16 protein-coding genes and 1 pseudogene are annotated in these 17,403 nt (G+C 63.3%); 11 read left to right on the top strand and 6 right to left on the bottom strand.

The genetic code is table 11. The annotated features are described in order from the left end of the window. Nucleotides 1-53: 53 nt before the first annotated feature. Both FEM01_RS20380 and FEM01_RS20375 read right to left on the bottom strand, forming a co-directional pair. Nucleotides 54-1,547 (bottom strand): CoA-acylating methylmalonate-semialdehyde dehydrogenase, encoded by a 1,494-nt coding sequence (locus tag FEM01_RS20380; RefSeq protein ID WP_138221276.1) that lies wholly within the window; start codon nt 1,545-1,547, stop codon nt 54-56. A gap of 69 nt (nt 1,548-1,616) precedes the next feature. Beyond that, nucleotides 1,617-2,963 carry an aspartate aminotransferase family protein gene (locus FEM01_RS20375; RefSeq protein WP_138221275.1) on the bottom strand — a complete coding sequence of 449 codons (1,347 nt, stop codon included), beginning with the start codon at nt 2,961-2,963 and terminating at the stop codon, nt 1,617-1,619. A 119-nt stretch (nt 2,964-3,082) separates the two neighbouring features. On the opposite strand from FEM01_RS20375, the gene FEM01_RS20370 reads away from it, so the two are divergent. The 5 genes from FEM01_RS20370 (at nt 3,083) to FEM01_RS20350 (ending at nt 7,647) form a co-directional block, all read left to right on the top strand. Further along, a complete protein-coding gene (locus FEM01_RS20370) occupies nt 3,083-4,000 on the top strand; it encodes a LysR family transcriptional regulator (RefSeq protein ID WP_138221274.1) in 918 nt (305 codons plus the stop codon). 90 nt (nt 4,001-4,090) lie between these two features. Then, on the top strand, nt 4,091-4,753 hold the full coding sequence (locus FEM01_RS20365; protein ID WP_138221273.1) for a TetR/AcrR family transcriptional regulator: 663 nt from the start codon (nt 4,091-4,093) through the stop codon (nt 4,751-4,753). A gap of 9 nt (nt 4,754-4,762) precedes the next feature. Then, entirely contained in the window at nt 4,763-5,347 is a 585-nt protein-coding gene (locus FEM01_RS20360; protein ID WP_138221272.1) for an IMPACT family protein, read from the top strand. A gap of 544 nt (nt 5,348-5,891) precedes the next feature. Continuing rightward, on the top strand, nt 5,892-6,578 hold the full coding sequence (locus FEM01_RS20355; RefSeq protein WP_138221271.1) for an SDR family oxidoreductase: 687 nt from the start codon (nt 5,892-5,894) through the stop codon (nt 6,576-6,578). 118 nt (nt 6,579-6,696) lie between these two features. Further along, entirely contained in the window at nt 6,697-7,647 is a 951-nt protein-coding gene (locus FEM01_RS20350; RefSeq protein ID WP_138221270.1) for an adenosine deaminase, read from the top strand. Here the strand turns inward: FEM01_RS20350 and FEM01_RS20345 are convergent. Next, nucleotides 7,644-8,354: an ArsR/SmtB family transcription factor gene (locus tag FEM01_RS20345; protein WP_138221269.1), complete on the bottom strand. Its 711-nt coding sequence runs from the start codon at nt 8,352-8,354 to the stop codon at nt 7,644-7,646. The genes FEM01_RS20350 and FEM01_RS20345 overlap by 4 nt on opposite strands. 456 nt (nt 8,355-8,810) lie before the next feature. Between FEM01_RS20345 and FEM01_RS24445 the strand changes: the two genes are divergently transcribed. Continuing rightward, nucleotides 8,811-9,008 carry a hypothetical protein gene (locus FEM01_RS24445; RefSeq protein WP_138221268.1) on the top strand — a complete coding sequence of 66 codons (198 nt, stop codon included), beginning with the start codon at nt 8,811-8,813 and terminating at the stop codon, nt 9,006-9,008. On the opposite strand, the gene FEM01_RS20335 is transcribed toward FEM01_RS24445, so the two are convergent. Together FEM01_RS20335 and FEM01_RS20330 are read right to left on the bottom strand one after the other, a co-directional pair. Beyond that, on the bottom strand, nt 8,959-10,140 hold the full coding sequence (locus tag FEM01_RS20335; RefSeq protein WP_138221267.1) for a multidrug effflux MFS transporter: 1,182 nt from the start codon (nt 10,138-10,140) through the stop codon (nt 8,959-8,961). The two genes, FEM01_RS24445 and FEM01_RS20335, sit on opposite strands and share 50 nt — an antisense overlap. A gap of 126 nt (nt 10,141-10,266) precedes the next feature. Beyond that, on the bottom strand, nt 10,267-10,470 hold the full coding sequence (locus FEM01_RS20330; RefSeq protein WP_138221266.1) for a heavy-metal-associated domain-containing protein: 204 nt from the start codon (nt 10,468-10,470) through the stop codon (nt 10,267-10,269). A 146-nt stretch (nt 10,471-10,616) separates the two neighbouring features. On the opposite strand from FEM01_RS20330, the gene FEM01_RS20325 reads away from it, so the two are divergent. The 5 genes and pseudogenes from FEM01_RS20325 (at nt 10,617) to FEM01_RS24825 (ending at nt 15,981) form a co-directional block, all read left to right on the top strand. Further along, nucleotides 10,617-11,003: a hypothetical protein gene (locus FEM01_RS20325; protein ID WP_138221265.1), complete on the top strand. Its 387-nt coding sequence runs from the start codon at nt 10,617-10,619 to the stop codon at nt 11,001-11,003. A 54-nt stretch (nt 11,004-11,057) separates the two neighbouring features. After that, nucleotides 11,058-13,457, top strand: coding sequence for a heavy metal translocating P-type ATPase (locus tag FEM01_RS20320; protein ID WP_138221264.1), 2,400 nt, complete (start codon nt 11,058-11,060; stop codon nt 13,455-13,457). Further along, nucleotides 13,454-13,858 (top strand): Cu(I)-responsive transcriptional regulator, encoded by a 405-nt coding sequence (cueR, locus tag FEM01_RS20315; RefSeq protein WP_138221263.1) that lies wholly within the window; start codon nt 13,454-13,456, stop codon nt 13,856-13,858. Before FEM01_RS20320 ends, cueR begins: the two co-directional genes overlap by 4 nt. A 179-nt stretch (nt 13,859-14,037) precedes the next feature. Then, nucleotides 14,038-15,123, top strand: a pseudogene (locus FEM01_RS24830) (HAMP domain-containing protein); the annotation flags it as partial. Nucleotides 15,124-15,213: 90 nt separating this feature from the next. After that, the gene (locus tag FEM01_RS24825) at nt 15,214-15,981 is read left to right on the top strand and encodes a methyl-accepting chemotaxis protein (protein WP_431188616.1); all 768 of its coding nucleotides are present in this window, start codon (nt 15,214-15,216) and stop codon (nt 15,979-15,981) included. A gap of 37 nt (nt 15,982-16,018) precedes the next feature. Here FEM01_RS24825 and FEM01_RS20305 read toward each other — a convergent pair whose 3' ends face one another. Continuing rightward, nucleotides 16,019-17,296 carry an acetyl-CoA C-acetyltransferase gene (locus tag FEM01_RS20305; protein ID WP_138221261.1) on the bottom strand — a complete coding sequence of 426 codons (1,278 nt, stop codon included), beginning with the start codon at nt 17,294-17,296 and terminating at the stop codon, nt 16,019-16,021. Nucleotides 17,297-17,403 lie beyond the last annotated feature (107 nt).

The raw sequence follows: 17,403 nt of genomic DNA, 5'->3' as shown, positions 1-17,403 counted from the left end.
AAACAAAGCGGGGAGGCCTGTCGGCCTCCCCGCTTTATACCCATTCTTGCCCGTTACAGGCTCGGGAAGGCGAACTGCGATGCCTCATGGCTGGCCCGCTGCGGCCAGCGCTGAGTGATTGCCTTACGGCGGGTATAGAAGCGCACACCATCCGGCCCGTACGCATGCAGGTCGCCGAACAGCGAACGCTTCCAGCCACCGAAACTGTGGTAGCTCACAGGCACCGGCAGCGGCACGTTCACACCCACCATACCCACTTCGATCTCGTCGCAGAACAGGCGCGCCGCTTCACCGTCGCGGGTGAAGATGCAGGTGCCGTTACCGTATTCATGCTCGTTGATCAACTGCATGGCCTGCTCCAGGCTGCTCACGCGCACCACGCACAGCACTGGGCCGAAGATCTCTTCCTTATAGATGCGCATGTCTGGAGTAACGTTGTCGAACAAGGTGCCCCCCACGAAATAGCCATCTTCATTGCCTGCTACGCGCAGACCGCGACCGTCGACCACCAGTCTGGCCCCCGCAGCCACACCGTCGTCGATGTAGCCAAGCACCTTGTCACGGGCAGCAGCCGTCACCAACGGCCCCATGTCCAGGCCACAGGAAGTACCTGCACCGATCTTCAGCGCCTTGATCTGCGGCTCAAGCTTGGCAATCAGCGCATCCGCCACCTGGTCACCCACGCATACAGCGACCGAGATCGCCATGCAGCGTTCGCCACAGGAGCCGTAGGCAGCCCCCATCAGCGCACTGACCGCATTGTCCAGGTCAGCGTCAGGCATCAGCACCGCATGGTTCTTCGCACCACCCAGAGCCTGCACACGCTTGCCGCGCTTGGTGCCCTCGGCATAGATGTACTCGGCGATCGGCGTCGAGCCAACGAAGCTCAGGGCTTTAACCTCTGGCGCCTCGATCAGCGCATCCACCGCTTCCTTGTCGCCATGCACCACATTGAGGATGCCTTTTGGCAGGCCAGCCTCCAGCAGTAGCTGGGCGATGAACAGGGTCGAACTCGGGTCACGCTCGGACGGTTTCAGGATGAACGCGTTGCCACAGGCGATGGCCAGCGGGTACATCCACAGCGGCACCATGGCCGGGAAGTTGAACGGGGTGATGCCGGCGACCACGCCCAGCGGCTGGAAGTCGGACCACGCATCGATGTTCGGGCCGACATTGCGGCTGTACTCACCCTTGAGCAACTCCGGGGCAGCGCACGCGAACTCGACGTTCTCGATACCGCGCTTGAGTTCACCCGCCGCGTCTTCCAGCGTCTTGCCATGCTCCTCGCTGATCATCTGCGAGATCTTCGCTTCGTTCTGCTCCAGCAGTTGCTTGAAGCGGAACATCACCTGGGCACGCTTGGCCGGTGGTGTGTTGCGCCAGGCCGGGAAGGCCGCCTTGGCCGAATCGATGGCCTGCTGGATAGTCGCACGACTGGCCAGCTCGACCTTGCGTACGGCCTGGCCGGTGGATGGGTTGAACACATCGGCGGTGCGCTCGCCTTTGGTAACCAACTCGCCGTGGATCAGGTGCTGAACGATGCTCATGCAGAACTCCCTATAAAGAAGGTGAAGGCGGGCGCGAGGTTTACGCGCCCGACGTCAAAATCGGAAAAGTCAGTCGACCTTGTTCAGGGCTTCGCCCACAGCGTCGAACAGGCGGTCCAGCTCTTGCGGCTGGGTATTGAAAGTAGGCCCGAACTGCAAGGTGTCGCCACCGAAACGTACATAGAAGCCGGCCTGCCACAATTTCATGGCCGCCTCGTAGGGACGCACGATCGCATCACCGTCGCGGGCGGCGATCTGGATAGCGCCAGCCAAGCCATAGTTACGAATGTCGACAACGTTCTTCGTGCCCTTGATGCCATGCAGCAGGGTCTCGAAATGCGGCGCAAGCTCGGCCGCCGATTGCACCAGGTTTTCCTTCTGTAGCAGGTCCAGCGCAGCGATACCTGCCGCGCAGGCCACCGGATGCGCCGAATAGGTGTAACCGTGCGGGAATTCCACGGCATATTCGGGGGTCGGCTGATTCATGAAGGTCTGATAGATCTCGCCGGTGGCGATCACCGCGCCCATCGGGATGGCGCCGTTGGTCACCTGCTTGGCAATACACATCAGGTCCGGGGTCACGCCGAAAGCCTCGGCACCGGTCATTGCGCCCATACGGCCGAAACCGGTGATCACCTCGTCGAAGATCAGCAGGATGTTGTGTTGGGTGCAGATCTCGCGCAAACGCTTCAGATAGCCCTTGGGCGGGGGTAGCACGCCTGCTGAGCCGGCCAACGGCTCGACGATGACAGCAGCGATGTTAGATGCGTCGTGCAGCTCGATCAGCTTGAGCATTTCGTCTGCCAGCGCAATCCCGCCCTCCTCCGGCAACCCCTTACTGAAGGCGTTGGCCGGCAGCACGGTATGCGGTAGGTGATCGACATCCAGCAGTTGGCCGAACATCTTGCGGTTGCCGTTGACGCCTCCCAGGCTGGTGCCGGCGATATTGACACCGTGATAACCACGGGCACGCCCAATGATCTTGGTCTTGGTGGCCTGCCCCTTCAGGCGCCAGTAGGCACGCACCATTTTCAGCGCGGTGTCGGCGCACTCGGACCCGGAGTTGGTGAAGAACACATGGTTCAAATCGCCTGGGACCAGGTTGGCGATTTTTTCAGCCAGTTGGAACGACAGGGGGTGGCCGAACTGGAAGGCAGGCGAGTAATCGAGGGTCGCCACCTGACGTGCGACCGCCTCGCTGATTTCCTTGCGGGTATGCCCTGCGCCGCAAGTCCAGAGGCCCGACAGGGCATCGAACACCTTGCGCCCTTTGTCATCGACCAAGATATTGCCTTGCGCCGCCACGATAAGGCGCGGATCGCGCTGGAAGTTACGGTTGGCGGTGTAGGGCATCCAGTGGGCGTCCAGCTTGAGCTGGCTGGCCAGACTGGCGTGGTCGGTTTCAGGCATGTTCATCGGCGGTTCCTCGGAATACGACTAAGCAACGATGGATGTTGTTGCAGCTAGTATTGGCACGGCGATAAAGTCTGGAAAACCCAACATTTCTAACCTTCAGTCAGTTACAGGCTAAACAGATGAGCCGACGCCCCGATGCCCTCGCCCAAGTCAGTGATTTCGATATCCGCTTGCTGAAGATCTACCGCAGCGTGGTCGAATGCGGTGGATTCTCTGCCGCCGAGAGCGTACTGGGCATCGGCCGCTCGGCCATCAGCCAGCAGATGAACGACCTCGAGCAGCGACTGGGCCTGCGTCTTTGCCAGCGCGGGCGCGCCGGTTTTTCACTGACGGAGGAAGGCCGCGAGGTGTACCACTCGGCCTTGCAATTGCTCGGCGCTCTGGAAAGCTTTCGCACCGAAGTCAACGGACTGCACCAGCACCTGCGCGGTGAACTCAACATCGGCCTGACCGACAACCTGGTGACCCTGCCACACATGCGCATTACCCACGCCCTGGCCGAGCTCAAGGATCGCGGTCCAGATGTACGCATCCAGATCCGCATGATCGCCCCCAGCCAGGTCGAGCAAGGTGTGCTCGACGGCAGCTTGCACGTCGGTGTCGTACCGCAGACCAGCCCGCTCTCGGGCCTGGAATACCAGCCGCTGTACAGCGAACGCTCGCTGCTCTATTGCGCGGTCGGCCACCCGCTTTTCTATGCCGATGACCATCAGATCGATGACCTGCGTCTCAACAGCCAGGATGCCATTGCCCCCACCTTCCGCCTGCCAGCTGAGATCCAGGCGCACTACCAGGCACTGCGCTGCACGGCCAGTGCCTCGGACCGCGAGGGCATGGCATTCCTCATCCTCACCGGGCGCTATATCGGCTACCTGCCCGACCACTACGCCAGTGTTTGGGTGCAACAAGGCCGCTTGCGCGCACTCAAGCCCACTCAGCGCTTCTACGACCTGAGCCTGAGCTGGGTGACGCGCAAAGGGCGGCGACCCAACCTGGTGCTGGAAAGCTTCCTCGACAGTCTGGCCGCGACACGCTGATGCCTGTCTCTGACGCAAACGCTTGTTACTTCAGCACAGGCAGGTAATCTGTCCGACATCCGTTGCCACCGACCCTGTACGGAATCGTCCATGACCCTAGAAGTCCCTGCGCATCGCCTCCTGGCCTCGGGCAAGCCCGCCGGCCGCATCCGCCAGAAGAACGAACAGGCCATCATCCAGGCCGCCGAGGACGAGTTCGCCCGCCACGGCTACAAGGGTACGAGCATGAATACCATCGCGCTCAAGGCCAACCTGCCCAAGGCCAACCTGCATTACTACTTCACCAACAAGCTCGGCCTGTACATCGCCGTTCTGAGCAACATCATCGAACTGTGGGACAGCACCTTCAACGCCCTGAACGCCGACGACGACCCCGCCCAAGCGCTGAGCCAGTACATCCGCACAAAGATGGAATTCTCTCGACGCAACCCGCAGGCCTCGCGGATCTTTGCCATGGAAGTGATTAGCGGCGGCGAGTGCCTGACCGAATATTTCAGCGCCGATTACCGCGAGTGGTTCCGTGGACGGGCTGCGGTGTTCGAAGCCTGGATGGAGGCTGGCAAGATGGACCGGGTCGATCCCGTGCACCTTATCTTCCTGCTCTGGGGCAGCACCCAGCACTATGCCGACTTCGCCACCCAGATCTGCCAGGTCACCGGCCGCAGCCGCTTGACCAAGCAGGACATGGAAGACGCCAGCAACAACCTTATCCACATCATTCTCAAAGGCTGCGGCATCACCCCGCCCGCCTGATTCGGACCTATGCCTTCTACCCTGCTCGAGCTCTGCGAATTCCGCGAGGAGATCCGCAAGAGCCGCTTCATCACCCTCGCCGGCCCGATCAGCAGCCCTGCCGAGGCCATGGCCTTCATCGAACGCCACAGCGACCTGGCGGCCACGCACAATTGCTGGGCGTGGAAGCTCGGTGCCCAATACCGCAGCAGCGACGATGGCGAGCCAGGCGGTACGGCCGGACGGCCGATCCTCGCAGCCATCGAGGCCCAGGACTGCGATCAAGTGGTGGTGCTGGTCATCCGCTGGTACGGCGGCATCCAACTGGGCACCGGCGGCCTGGCGCGAGCCTACGGCGGCGGCGCCAACAAATGCCTGCAACAGGCCCCAAAGCGACTGCTAGTGCAACGCAGCGAGTTCAGTTGCAGTTGCAGTTTCAGTGAACTGGCCCTGGTCAAGCTGCGCCTGGCCGAAGTGGACGGCCTGATACTGGATGAGCAATTCACTGCCAACGGCGTGGATTTGCACATCGCCCTAGGCGATACCCACCTGGACAGCCTGCAACAACAGCTGGCTGACCTGAGCCGCGGTCGGATCCTGCTGGAACGGCGCTGAGGCTTGCCCACAACTCCTGTGGGCGTGCTTGTGGATAAGCTTTGGGCTTTTCGACGCAGGTCTTGTACTACAAGGCTTTCAGCGTATTGAGCATATTTTGATCAGAGTTAGGTGACAGCCGCTTAAACCACGCAGGATCAGTGAGTTATCCCCAGCCGACTAGTCGCAAACCGCTAGATAGCGCCCTTTTCCGGCCTTCATGCTTGCTCACAGTAACTGTGGAGCAGCCTGTGGATAACCCGTTGAACAACGCGCTGCCCCCCAGCGAATGCGGGGCTCAGGCGCCGTTGATCATTTTTTGTTCAACCAAGCGTGCCTTAGGCCAGCACTTCAGCACCGCACAGAACAGTTCAAGTACCAAGCCCCCTGCGATCAAAGAAAGCGCAAGGCTAAAGCCTGGGGTATCCTCCAAGGTCAAGCCCGCTAATCTGCGAGGCCACCACCCTGCGAATCGGCCAACTGGCCCTGAATTACGCGGCGAACTTCGCCAACGCCTCGTGCAGGCCCGCCCACTTCGCCCCGAAAATCTTCAAGGAACATCGCAATGACCGAACACAAGACCGCGTTGATCATCGGCGCCTCCCGAGGCCTCGGCCTGGGCCTGGTGCAACGCCTGCACGAAGATGGCTGGAACATCATCGCCACCGTTCGCGACCCGCAAAATCCCGGCGCCCTCGCCGAGGTGCCGGGGGTTCGCATCGAACGCCTGGAAATGAACGACACCGCACAGCTTGACGGCCTCAAGCAGCGTTTGCAGGGCGAGGTGTTCGACCTTTTATTCGTCAACGCGGGCGTCATGGGTCCACTGCCCCAAGACCTGGAAGCCGTGAGTGTCGGAGACGTCGGCGATCTGTTCTTCACCAACGCCGTAGCACCGATCCGCGTCGCCCAGCGCCTGTCCGACCAGCTGCGTCAGGGCAGTGGTGTACTCGCCTTCATGAGTTCGATCCTGGGCAGCGTGGGCATTCCCGACGGCGGCGAGATCTGCCTGTACAAAGCCAGCAAGGCCGCACTCAACTCGATGATCAACAGTTTCGTGGTTCAACTACAGCGCCCCGACCTGTGCGTATTGGCCATGCACCCCGGCTGGGTGAAGACCGACATGGGGGGCGAGAACGCCGAGATCGACGTCCTCACCAGCACCCGCGGCATGCTCGAACAGATCAAGGCGCACAGCGGCAAAGGCGGCCTGCGCTTCATCAACTACAAGGGTGAAAGCCTCGCCTGGTAAGCCGCCAACGGCATAAGCGCTCGGATCGTCGGTCGAACGACAAGGGCCTGAGCGGGCGCATTGCCCGGCCAGGCCCTGTAGAATGTCGCTCAACCGTACCTGATCGAGACTTATACACATGTATGAATGGCTGAACGCCTTGCCCAAGGCGGAACTGCACATGCACCTGGAGGGTTCACTCGAACCCGAACTGTTGTTCGCCCTGGCCGAACGCAACAACATCGCACTGCCCTGGGCTGACGTGGAAACACTGCGCGCCGCCTATGCCTTCAACAACCTGCAAGAGTTCCTCGACCTCTACTACCAAGGTGCCGACGTGCTGCGCACCGAGCAGGACTTCTACGACCTGACGTGGGCCTACCTGCAACGCTGCAAGGCACAGAACGTGATCCACACCGAGCCCTTCTTCGACCCGCAGACCCACACCGACCGCGGCATCCCCTTCGAAGTGGTGCTCACCGGCATTACCCAGGCGCTCAAGGATGGCCGTGAGCAATTGGGCGTCGGCAGCGGATTGATCTTGAGCTTCCTGCGCCACCTGAGCGAGGACGAAGCGCAAAAAACCCTCGACCAAGCCCTGCCATTTCGCGATGCCTTCGTTGCCGTCGGCCTGGACAGCTCAGAAAAAGGCCACCCGCCCAGCAAGTTCCAGCGTGTCTTCGACCGCGCCCGCAGCGAGGGCTTCCTGACCGTCGCCCACGCAGGCGAAGAGGGCCCGCCCGAATACATCTGGGAAGCACTCGACCTGCTCAAGATCCAGCGTATCGACCATGGCGTACGCGCCATCGAGGACGAGCGCCTGATGCGACGCATCATCGACGAGCAGATTCCGCTGACCGTCTGCCCACTGTCCAACACCAAGCTGTGCGTGTTCGACCACATGAGCCAGCACAACATCCTCGACATGCTCGAACGTGGCGTGAAGGTCACGGTCAACTCGGACGATCCGGCCTACTTCGGCGGCTATGTGACGGAGAACTTCCACGCCTTGCACGAGCACCTGGGCATGACCCAGGACCAGGCTCGCCGACTGGCGCAAAACAGCCTGGACGCCCGCCTGGTGCGTTAACCCACCTGTCGGTTCGGCAACCGGGCAATCGCCGCGATCTGTCGGACGCCGAGCGGTACCACGCGTACCGCCCGGCTTTCTTCCTGCTCATGCACCCAGCCCGACTGGATGAACAACTTGAGCAACGCATACCCCAGGCTTCCGCCCAGGTGCGGCCCCTGGTCGCTCCATTCACTACAGTGACAGAGCGTGCAGCCGCGCGGCTGTCCGGGTGCCAACGAGTCGGTGAACACCCCCAGTGCCTCCAATTGCACCCGGCCCTGCGGGCTGACATTCAGGTGGTGCGGTTCGCCCTCCAGCCAGCCAGCCGCCAGCAAGCGCTGGAGCAGCTGCGCGGCAATCTCGCCACCCAGATGATCGCCGCACCGCCGGGCCTTGCGCATGGAAACGGGTATCTGCAACGGTGAGTGGGCACGCTCACCGTGTCGGTTGGCCAACTGAATACTGGCCAAGGCCTCGACCGCGGCACCGACTTCCGGCGTCGCCAGGCGGAAATGGCGTTTGCGCCCACGCACCTCGATACGCAACAAGCCGGCGGTGGCCAGCAGTGAAAGGTGCATGCACGCCGAAGAGGTGCTCAAGCCGGTGGTGATGGCCAGCTCGTCCGCCGCACGGGGCGCGCCATCGATGAGCGCCCAGAGCATGGCGCTGCGTTTTGGGTCGGCCATCATGCCAGCGACCCGAGTGATGCTGTTGACTGCATTCATGAATGCTCTAATCCCTGAGAGTTATCGTCTGGTTGCCATGACAGTAGGCGCGACTCATTCTGCCGTTACGCAGCAATCGCCGTGTGCGATGAGGGGGAAATGCCTCGGGCTTGCGCTAGCCGTCGGGCGCAGTATAAGCCGCGAGTTGCACAGCGTTTTGTAGGCAAAACGACCAACTCGCGTGGTCCGCCGAACGTTGCGCTCGACATGGCTTCTCGCATAAACCCCGCGTGAACGGAGCAAAAGCCCGCGCTAAAGCAGGCGTTTGGCGTACGACGTAAAATTTCCCACACCACGCGTACACCTTGCTCACGCCCCGACACCTAAAGTAAGGCACGCAAAGCAGAATGCTCCCACCCAAGACTGACCGTCAGTCAGACTACTGAGCGCGCTCATGGCAGGTAACCGAGGTCACGCTACACTTCATCGGCGCTTGCTCACTGGAGGTAGATCGCGATGAAGATTGTCGTCAGTGCGTCGAACCGAAACCCCAACTGCCCCTGGCTGGTGCAGATGGACCAGCATAGGGTCAGCTTTCGCAGTGAAGCCGAAGCCAGGGCCTTCGTCAGCTTGCTGGAAAGCCGACTGAAGGCGCCCCACTCGCTTACCCAGGCCGCTTGGCCTGAGCGCGCCGGACCAGCACTGCAACACTGACCACCAGTGCGCCGCACAGGCTGATCACCAGCGCCATGGGTACCGCGCTGCCATCGTGCAGCACGCCGACCAACGCCGCGGCCCCGGCCGCGACACTGAATTGCAGGCATCCCATCAACGCCGAAGCACTGCCTGCCCGGGCACCCTGCCCGTTCATGGCGCAAGCAGAGGCGTTGGGAATAATGCAGCCCAGGCTCGCGATACACACGAACAGCGGCACCAGCAATGGCCACAGCGCCGCTGGACGCAGCGCAGCCACCGCCAGCAGTGCAAGGCCTGCAACCCAGTACAGCCACACGGCCCGCGCCAGCAAGAAGGCAGGCCCCCGACGGGCGAGCAAGCGCGCGTTGACTTGCGCCACGAGGATGAACCCGGCGGCATTGGTCCCGAACAGCCAGCCATAGTGCTCAGGCGGCACGCCATAGAGCTTGATGAAGACGAAAGGCGAACCGGCGATGTAGGCGAACATACCCGCGATGGCGATACCGCCGGTCAGGGCATGCCCGATAAATACCTTGTCGCAGAGCAGACGCAGGTACTGGCGCAACGCGCCCGACAAGGGTTGGCGCGGCACATCGGCCGGCAAGCTCTCCGGCAGGCCCAGGCCCACTGCCAGCAGGCACAGAGCACTGAACAAGCCCAAGGTGAGAAAGATCGACTGCCAGCCGGCCAGGTTCACCAGCACGCCCCCCAGCATCGGTGCCAGGATCGGCGCCAAGCCCATGACCAGCATCAGTTGGGAGAACACTTTGGCCGAGGCGATGGCGTCGCACTTGTCGCTGACGATAGCGCGTGACAACACCATGCCCGCACAGCCTCCCAGGGCCTGGACAAAACGCGCCAAAATCAGGCTGTCGAGGTCAGGCGCAAAGGCACAAACCAGCGAGGCCACGGTGAACAGACCGACGCCGCACAGCAGCGGGATACGTCGGCCAAAGCGATCGGCGACCGGGCCGTAGGCCAACTGGCCAAGCGACAGGCCCAGAAAATAGGCCGCAAGAGTCGTCTGCACATGCTGCTCATCCGTGCCAAAGGCAAGCGCCATGGCCGGGAAAGCCGGTAGATAGAAGTCGATCGCCAAGGGCCCGAACGCACTAAGGGCGCCGAGAATCAGCAGGGTTCGCAGGTTCATGGAAAATCCATAGCAGGCTAAGCAAGTACGCTAGTTTACCTGCACCGGACACCACGGCGACGAAAACCTTTGTAACATTTGCACGACCCCGCTGCCCCGACGTGCCCCCAGTACCGTGCCAGCCAATCAGCCTGCCGCGACCTCCGCGGCGTAGCCTTCTTCACGAATCGCCGCCAGCAGCTGCTCGGCGCCCAGGGCGCTGTGCACCCGCACCTGCCGCGCCGCCAGGTCCACCTCGACCTGCGCCTGCGCATCTTGCGCCTGCACTGCGCGGGTCACGGCCTTGATACAGTGGCCGCAGGTCATACCTTGCACATTGAATACTTGCATCGAGGTTACCTCCTTCGGGATTTGGCCCAGTTTCGACCTTGCCATCGGGGCAAGGTCAAGTTCTGCAGCGAACTGCCGGGGTGGAAATCCGCGCCGGCCTCGGCCAAGCTGCGTGTTTGACGATTTTGGCAAGCAGGAGATTCTTCATGATCAGGGCAGCAATGGGCCTCGTCGGACTGCTGGGCACGCTGGCCGTAGTGCCGCCGGTCAGCGCCGAGGGCAACAGCGACTACAGCGTGCTGATCATTTCCCGGGAGCGCCTGGAAGTGGCCACCACCTGTGAAATCGGCGTGTACCTCAACGATCAACTGTCGGGGCGGGTGTTCCAGGAACAAGCGACCTCGTTCAACCTGCCGCCCGGCCCGGTGGATGTGCGCCTGCGCCTGCTGCCAGGACAAGCCCCAGGCTGCGCGCCTGGGATAGAGGACCAACGCAGTACCCGCCTGACCCTACAGGCGGGCCAGATCAACAAATACCGAATCGCCATGGGGCATGATGGCCTGGTGCTCAAACGGGCCAGCCTGGGCTATTGACCTTGACCACGTGACAAGGTTGATGCTGCTGGCATGTCCACGGAGGAAAGCGCCATGCCCGCATCCACGACCTTCGACCTGCCCATCGGCGGGATGACCTGTGCCAGCTGCGCCGGCCGGGTCGAGCGCGCCCTGCGCAACGTCACCGGTACCGAACAGGTCAGTGTCAACCTGGCCACCGAACAGGCCCGCGTCCAGGCGCCGGCCGACAGCCTGCCAGCCTTGGTCGGCGCCGTGCGCGAAGCCGGCTACAGCGTTCCCAGCAAAACCTTGGAACTGGCGGTTGGCGGCATGACCTGCGCCAGTTGTAGCGGCCGCGTCGAGCGCGCCTTGGCCAAGTTGCCGTGGGTCGAGCAGGTCAGTGTCAACCTGGCCAGCGAGCGGGCCCACGTGCAGGTCGTGCAAGGCATCGACGTCAGCCAACTGATCGCCGCAGTGGAAAACGCCGGCTACAGCGCCAGCCTGCCGCACAACGACCAGGATGATCGCCAACAAACCCAACGCCGCCTGCGCAAGGAGCGCCTGACGGTCGCGGCCGCGCTCGTGCTGGCACTGCCCTTGGTCCTGCCGATGCTCGCGCAGCCGTTCGGCCTGAACGGGATGCTGCCGGCCTGGGTGCAATTCCTGCTGGCCACCCCGGTGCAGTTCATCCTCGGCGCACGCTTCTATGTGGCGGCCTGGAAAGCGGTGCGTGCCGGGACCGGCAACATGGACCTGCTGGTGGCCCTGGGCACCTCCGCCGGCTATGGCCTCAGCCTTTACCAATGGGCCAGCGCCCACCCAGGCATGCAGCCACACCTGTATTTCGAAGCCTCGGCAGTGGTGATTGCCCTGGTGTTACTGGGCAAATACCTGGAAAGCCGTGCCAAGCGCCAGACGGCGAGCGCTATCCGCGCGCTGGAGGCCCTACGCCCAGAGCGCGCGCTACGGATCATCGACGGGCGTGAAGAGGACGTGGCTATCAGCCAGTTGCGTCTGGACGATGTGGTCGTGGTCAAGCCCGGCGAGCGCTTCCCAGTCGATGGCGACGTGCTCGAAGGCTCCAGCCACGCCGACGAAGCGCTGATCAGCGGTGAAAGCCTGCCGGTGCCCAAGCGACCCGGCGATACCGTCACCGGCGGGGCAATCAACGGCGAAGGCCGGTTGCTGGTCAAGACCCGTGCGCTTGGCGCCGAGACCGTGCTGGCGCGCATCATTCGCCTGGTCGAAGATGCCCAGGCCGCCAAGGCGCCGATTCAGAAACTGGTCGATCGGGTCAGCCAGGTGTTCGTCCCCAGCGTGCTGGGGCTGGCGCTGCTCACCCTGCTGGGCTGGTGGCTGGCCGGGGCGGGGCTCGAGACCGCGCTGATCAACGCCGTGGCCGTGCTGGTGATTGCCTGCCCCTGCGCCCTGGGCCTGGCCACCCCGACCGCGATCATGGCCGGTACCGGCGTGGCCGCTCGCCACGGTATCCTGATCAAGGACGCCGAAGCCCTGGAACGTGCCCATGCTGTGAACCGGGTGGTGTTCGACAAAACCGGCACCCTGACCTCGGGCAGCCCACGCATCGTCCATCTGCAATCGACCCACAATGACAACGACGAGCCACTGCGCCTGGCCGGTGCGCTGCAACGGGGCAGTGAACACCCCTTGGCCAAGGCCGTGCTGGACGCCTGCGCCGAGCGTGGCCTGGACGTCCCGACAGTGAGCGACAGCCAATCGTTGAGCGGACGCGGCATCGCCGGCCAGGTACAAGGCCGCACACTGGCCCTGGGCAACCGCCGCCTGCTCGACGAAAGCGGGCTCCCGGCCGGCGACCTGGCCACCAGCGCCAAGGCCTGGGAGGCCGAAGGTCGCACCCTGTCATGGCTGCTCGAACGAGCCCCACAGCCCAGGGTACTGGGTCTGTTCGCCTTCGGCGACAGCCTCAAGCCCGGCGCCGCCCAGGCCATCGACGCCCTGCATGCACGCGGCATCAGCAGCCACCTGCTGACCGGCGACAACCGTGGCAGTGCCGCCGTGGTGGCCAAGGCTCTGGGCATCGACGACGTGCACGCCGAAGTGCTGCCCGCCGACAAGGCCGCCACCGTGGCGCTGCTGAAACAGAACGGCGTGGTGGCCATGGTCGGGGATGGCATCAACGACGCACCGGCCCTGGCCGCTGCCGATATTGGCATCGCCATGGGCGGTGGCACCGATGTGGCCATGCAGGCCGCAGGCATCACGCTGATGCGCGGCGACCCGCGCCTGGTTCCCGCCGCCCTGGAAATCAGCCGCAAGACCTACGCAAAAATCCGCCAGAACCTGTTCTGGGCGTTCATCTACAACCTGGTGGGCATTCCCCTGGCCGCCTTGGGCTACCTCAACCCGGTACTGGCCGGCGCCGCCATGGCCCTGTCCAGTGTCAGCGTGGTAAGCAATGCCCTGTGGCTGAAGACCTGGCGCCCCACCGACACTCACCCGGAGGCCCCATGAACATCGGCCAGGCCGCCCGCCACAGCGGGCTGAGCGCCAAGATGATCCGCTACTACGAGTCCATCGGCCTGCTGCGCCCAGCCAAGCGCAGCGACAGCGGCTATCGCCTGTACCAGCAGGAGGACCTGCACAGTCTGGCGTTCATCAAGCGCTCCCGCGACCTGGGCTTTTCCCTGGATGAGGTCGCCCGTCTGCTGACCCTCTGGCAGGACCGCCAGCGCGCCAGCGCCGATGTGAAGGCCCTGGCCATGCAGCACATCGACGCACTCAATCAGCGCATCGAAGAGTTGATGAGCCTGCGCGACACGCTCGGCGAGCTAGTCGCCGACTGCCAAGGCGACGACCGCCCGGACTGCCCGATCCTCAAGGACCTGGCCAACGGAGCCGGTTGCTGCCGCTGAACGTCTGCGGCGCCCTTCGAACAGCATGCGGTATGCCGTAATAGCCTAAACACGACATTTTTTCGCCCGAATACGCCCTTCACCCACTAAATGCGGCATCTGCCCTTTAAAACCGCATGCCCTTGCCGATGCAGTGAATACCTGCCTTGCGTAATGAAAAGAAGAAACTGGGAGCGTGGATGAACATCAAGCAAAAATTGACTTGGGCCTTTGCCGTCATCGCCGGCCTGCCCATCGTCCTGGTCGCCAGCCTGGTGATCCTCAACCTGCGCGGTGAAGCACGCGACAATTTCCTCGACAACAGCAGTCGGGAAATCCGCCAGGTCGGCAACGCCATGAACATCTTCTTCCAAGGCATCGACCAGAACGTCGAGTACATTGCGTCCCAACCGCTGATCGCCGCCACCGGCAACGAACTCAACAAGTTCATGAGCGCCAATCCGTCTTACGAGTTGGGCGAGCGCGCCACACAAGTGCTCGACTTCTTCACGCGCCTGGCCGACTCGCACCCCAGCTACGCCTACATCTCCTACGGCGTCGCCGACGGCGGCTACGTCGGCTGGCCGGCAGGGCAGAAATTCGTCAACTACGACCCGCGCCCGCGTCCCTGGTACCAGTTGGCCATGGCCAACCCCGGCAAGACCCTGCGTACCAATGCCTACTACTGGGCAGCGGACGACGCAGTCCTGATCAGCACCGTGCGCAGCGTACCCAACCAGCTCGGCAATAACGGCGGTGTAGTCAACATCGACGTATCGCTCAAAGGCCTTACCGAGATCGTCAAGAAGATCAAGCTGGGTGATAGCGGCTACCTGATGCTGGTGGAAAGCAACGGCAACGTGATGGTCGACCCACGCGACGCCAGCCACAATTTCAAGCAGCTCTCGAGCTTCGGCGAGGGTTATGCCGAACTGGCCAAGGCCGGCAAGGGCCTGGTCGAGGTCGAAATCGGCGGCCAACGCTACATGGCCAACGTGTATCCCGACGAGCAACTGGGCTGGACCTTCATCGGCCTGATCCAGGAAAGCGAAGTGATGCAGACCACCACCCGCCTGACTTGGCTGATCGGTATCGTCGCCCTGGTGCTGGCCGCCCTGTTCGCCGTGGTCGGCGCCACCTTCGCCAAGCTCATCGTGCGCCCGATCAACAGCGTCACCAATGGCCTGGAAGACATCGCCCAAGGCGAAGGCGACCTGACCCGCAACCTGGAAATCCGTGGCCGTGACGAAACCGCACAGCTGGCCAGCTGGTTCAACCAGTTCCTCGGTGCCATCCGCAGCCTGATCCAGCACATCGGCTCGGCAGCGGGCAAAATCCTCAGCACCTCCAGCAGTTCCACGCGGGTCTCGGCCGACATGTCCGAGGCTGCCGGTCGCCAGCGTGAAGCCGTGGACATGGTCTCCACCGCCTTCCACGAAATGGTCGCCACCGCCAACGAAGTGGCGCGCTCGTGCAGCCAGGCGGCGATGTCCGCCGACAGCGGCCAGCAGCAGGCCCGCGAAGGCCAGCAGCAGATCGACGCAGCGGTACAAAGCGTCGATCGCCTGAGCCAGGAGATCGAGCAATCGGCGCAATCGATCCAGCAGTTGGAACGTGACAGCAACGCCATCCAGTCGATCCTCGGGACCATCCGCTCGATTGCCGAGCAGACCAACCTGCTGGCGCTCAACGCGGCCATCGAAGCCGCACGCGCCGGCGAGCAAGGTCGAGGCTTTGCCGTGGTCGCCGACGAAGTCCGTGCCCTGGCCAAGCGCACCGCCGACTCCACCGCGGAAATCGACGGCCTGCTGGGTAACCTGGCCAGCCGCACCGCGCAAGTGGCCGAGCAGATGCACGCCAGCATCGAAGTGTCGCAGCAGTCGGTCAGCCGCATCGGCATGGCCCGCGACAGTTTTGGCCAGATCCGCGAGTCGGTGGACGTGATCCGCGACATGAACACCCAGATCGCCACCGCCGCCGAAGAGCAGCATCAGGTGGCCGAGGACATCAATCGCCACATCAGCCAGATCCATGGCGATGCGCAACTGGTGGCCGAACTCGCCCAGGCCGCGCGTCAGGATTCGGAAAGCCTGGCGGGACTGTCCAACGAGCTGGATGCACTGGTGCGACGCTTCCGCACCTGATCGAACGCATCGCGGGGCGCTCGCCCCGCGATGTCCCTCAGCGCTCGACGATAGCCGTCACCCCCTGCCCGCCCGCCGCACAGATCGAAATCAATCCACGCCCCCTGCCGCGCTCGGCCAGCAACTTGGCCATATTGGCCAGGATACGCCCGCCCGTGGCGGCGAAGGGGTGCCCGGCCGCCAGCGAGCTGCCCTTGACGTTGAGCTTGCTGCGATCGATAGCCCCCAGCGGCGCAGCCAACCCCAGCCGGGTGTGGCAATAGTCTGGATCCTCCCAAGCCTTCAGCGTACAGAGCACCTGCGCAGCGAAGGCTTCATGGATTTCATAGAAATCGAAGTCCTGCAGGCTGAGGCCATTGCGCGCCAGCAGACGCGGCACCGCGTAGACCGGCGCCATCAGCAACCCCTCCTGGCCATGCACGAAGTCCACCGCCGCAGCTTCGCCATCTACCAGGTAGGCCAGCACACGCAGGCCCTGCGCCTCGGCCCAGCCCTCGCTACCCAGCAACACCAGCGACGCGCCGTCGGTGAGCGGCGTCGAGTTGCCGGCGGTCAACGTGCCTTGGCCACTACGCTCGAACACCGGTGCAAGCTTGGCCAATTGCTCGAAGCTCAGCCCTGGACGCAAGTTGTTGTCGCGTGTCAGGCCCAGATAGGGGGTGAGCAAATCATCATGCCAACCGTCGGTGTAGGCCGCCGCCAGGTTGCGATGGCTGAGCAACGCCAGTTCATCCTGGGCCGCGCGCTCGATCTGCCAGGTCTGCGCCATAAGCTCGCAATGCTCGCCCATCGACAGCCCCGTGCGCGGCTCGCCATTGCGCGGCAGCTCAGGTTTGAAGTGGCGCGGGCGCAACTTCAGCCATGGCCTCAGCCGTTCGCCCAAGGTCCTGCCACGGTTGGCTTGCAACAGGATCTGGCGCAGCCCTTCGCTGATCGCGATCGGCGCATCGGAGGTGGTGTCCACGCCCCCGGCGACAGCGCAGTCGATCTGCCCGAGGGCGATCTTGTTGGCCACCAGCAGCGCCGCTTCAAGGCCGGTGCCACAGGCTTGCTGGATGTCATAGGCCGGTGTCTGGGGCGATAGCCGCGAGCCGAGCACACACTCGCGTGTCAGGTTCAGGTCACGGGCATGCTTGAGCACAGCGCCCGCCACCACCTCGCCCAAGCGCAGCCCATGCAGGTGGTAGCGCTCCACCAGGCCCTCCAGCGCCGCAGTGAGCATCGCCTGGTTACTGGCCTTGGCATAGGCGCCATTGGAACGGGCGAAGGGGATCCGGTTGCCTCCCAGGATCGCGACGCGGCGGGTTGGATACATGCCTGTTACTCCTGTAACAAATTGATCGATAAGCCTAGGCGGTTTTTCGCCGGTTCGAACGACCTGCACGCAATCATGGTCCACACTGCATGCTTGCCTTCAGGGAG

It is taken from the genome of Pseudomonas mosselii (assembly GCF_005796105.1).
Lineage (GTDB): Bacteria > Pseudomonadota > Gammaproteobacteria > Pseudomonadales > Pseudomonadaceae > Aquipseudomonas > Aquipseudomonas mosselii_C.
The sequence above is the reverse complement of the archived record's forward strand: the minus strand, read 5'-3'. Positions and strand labels throughout refer to the sequence as shown.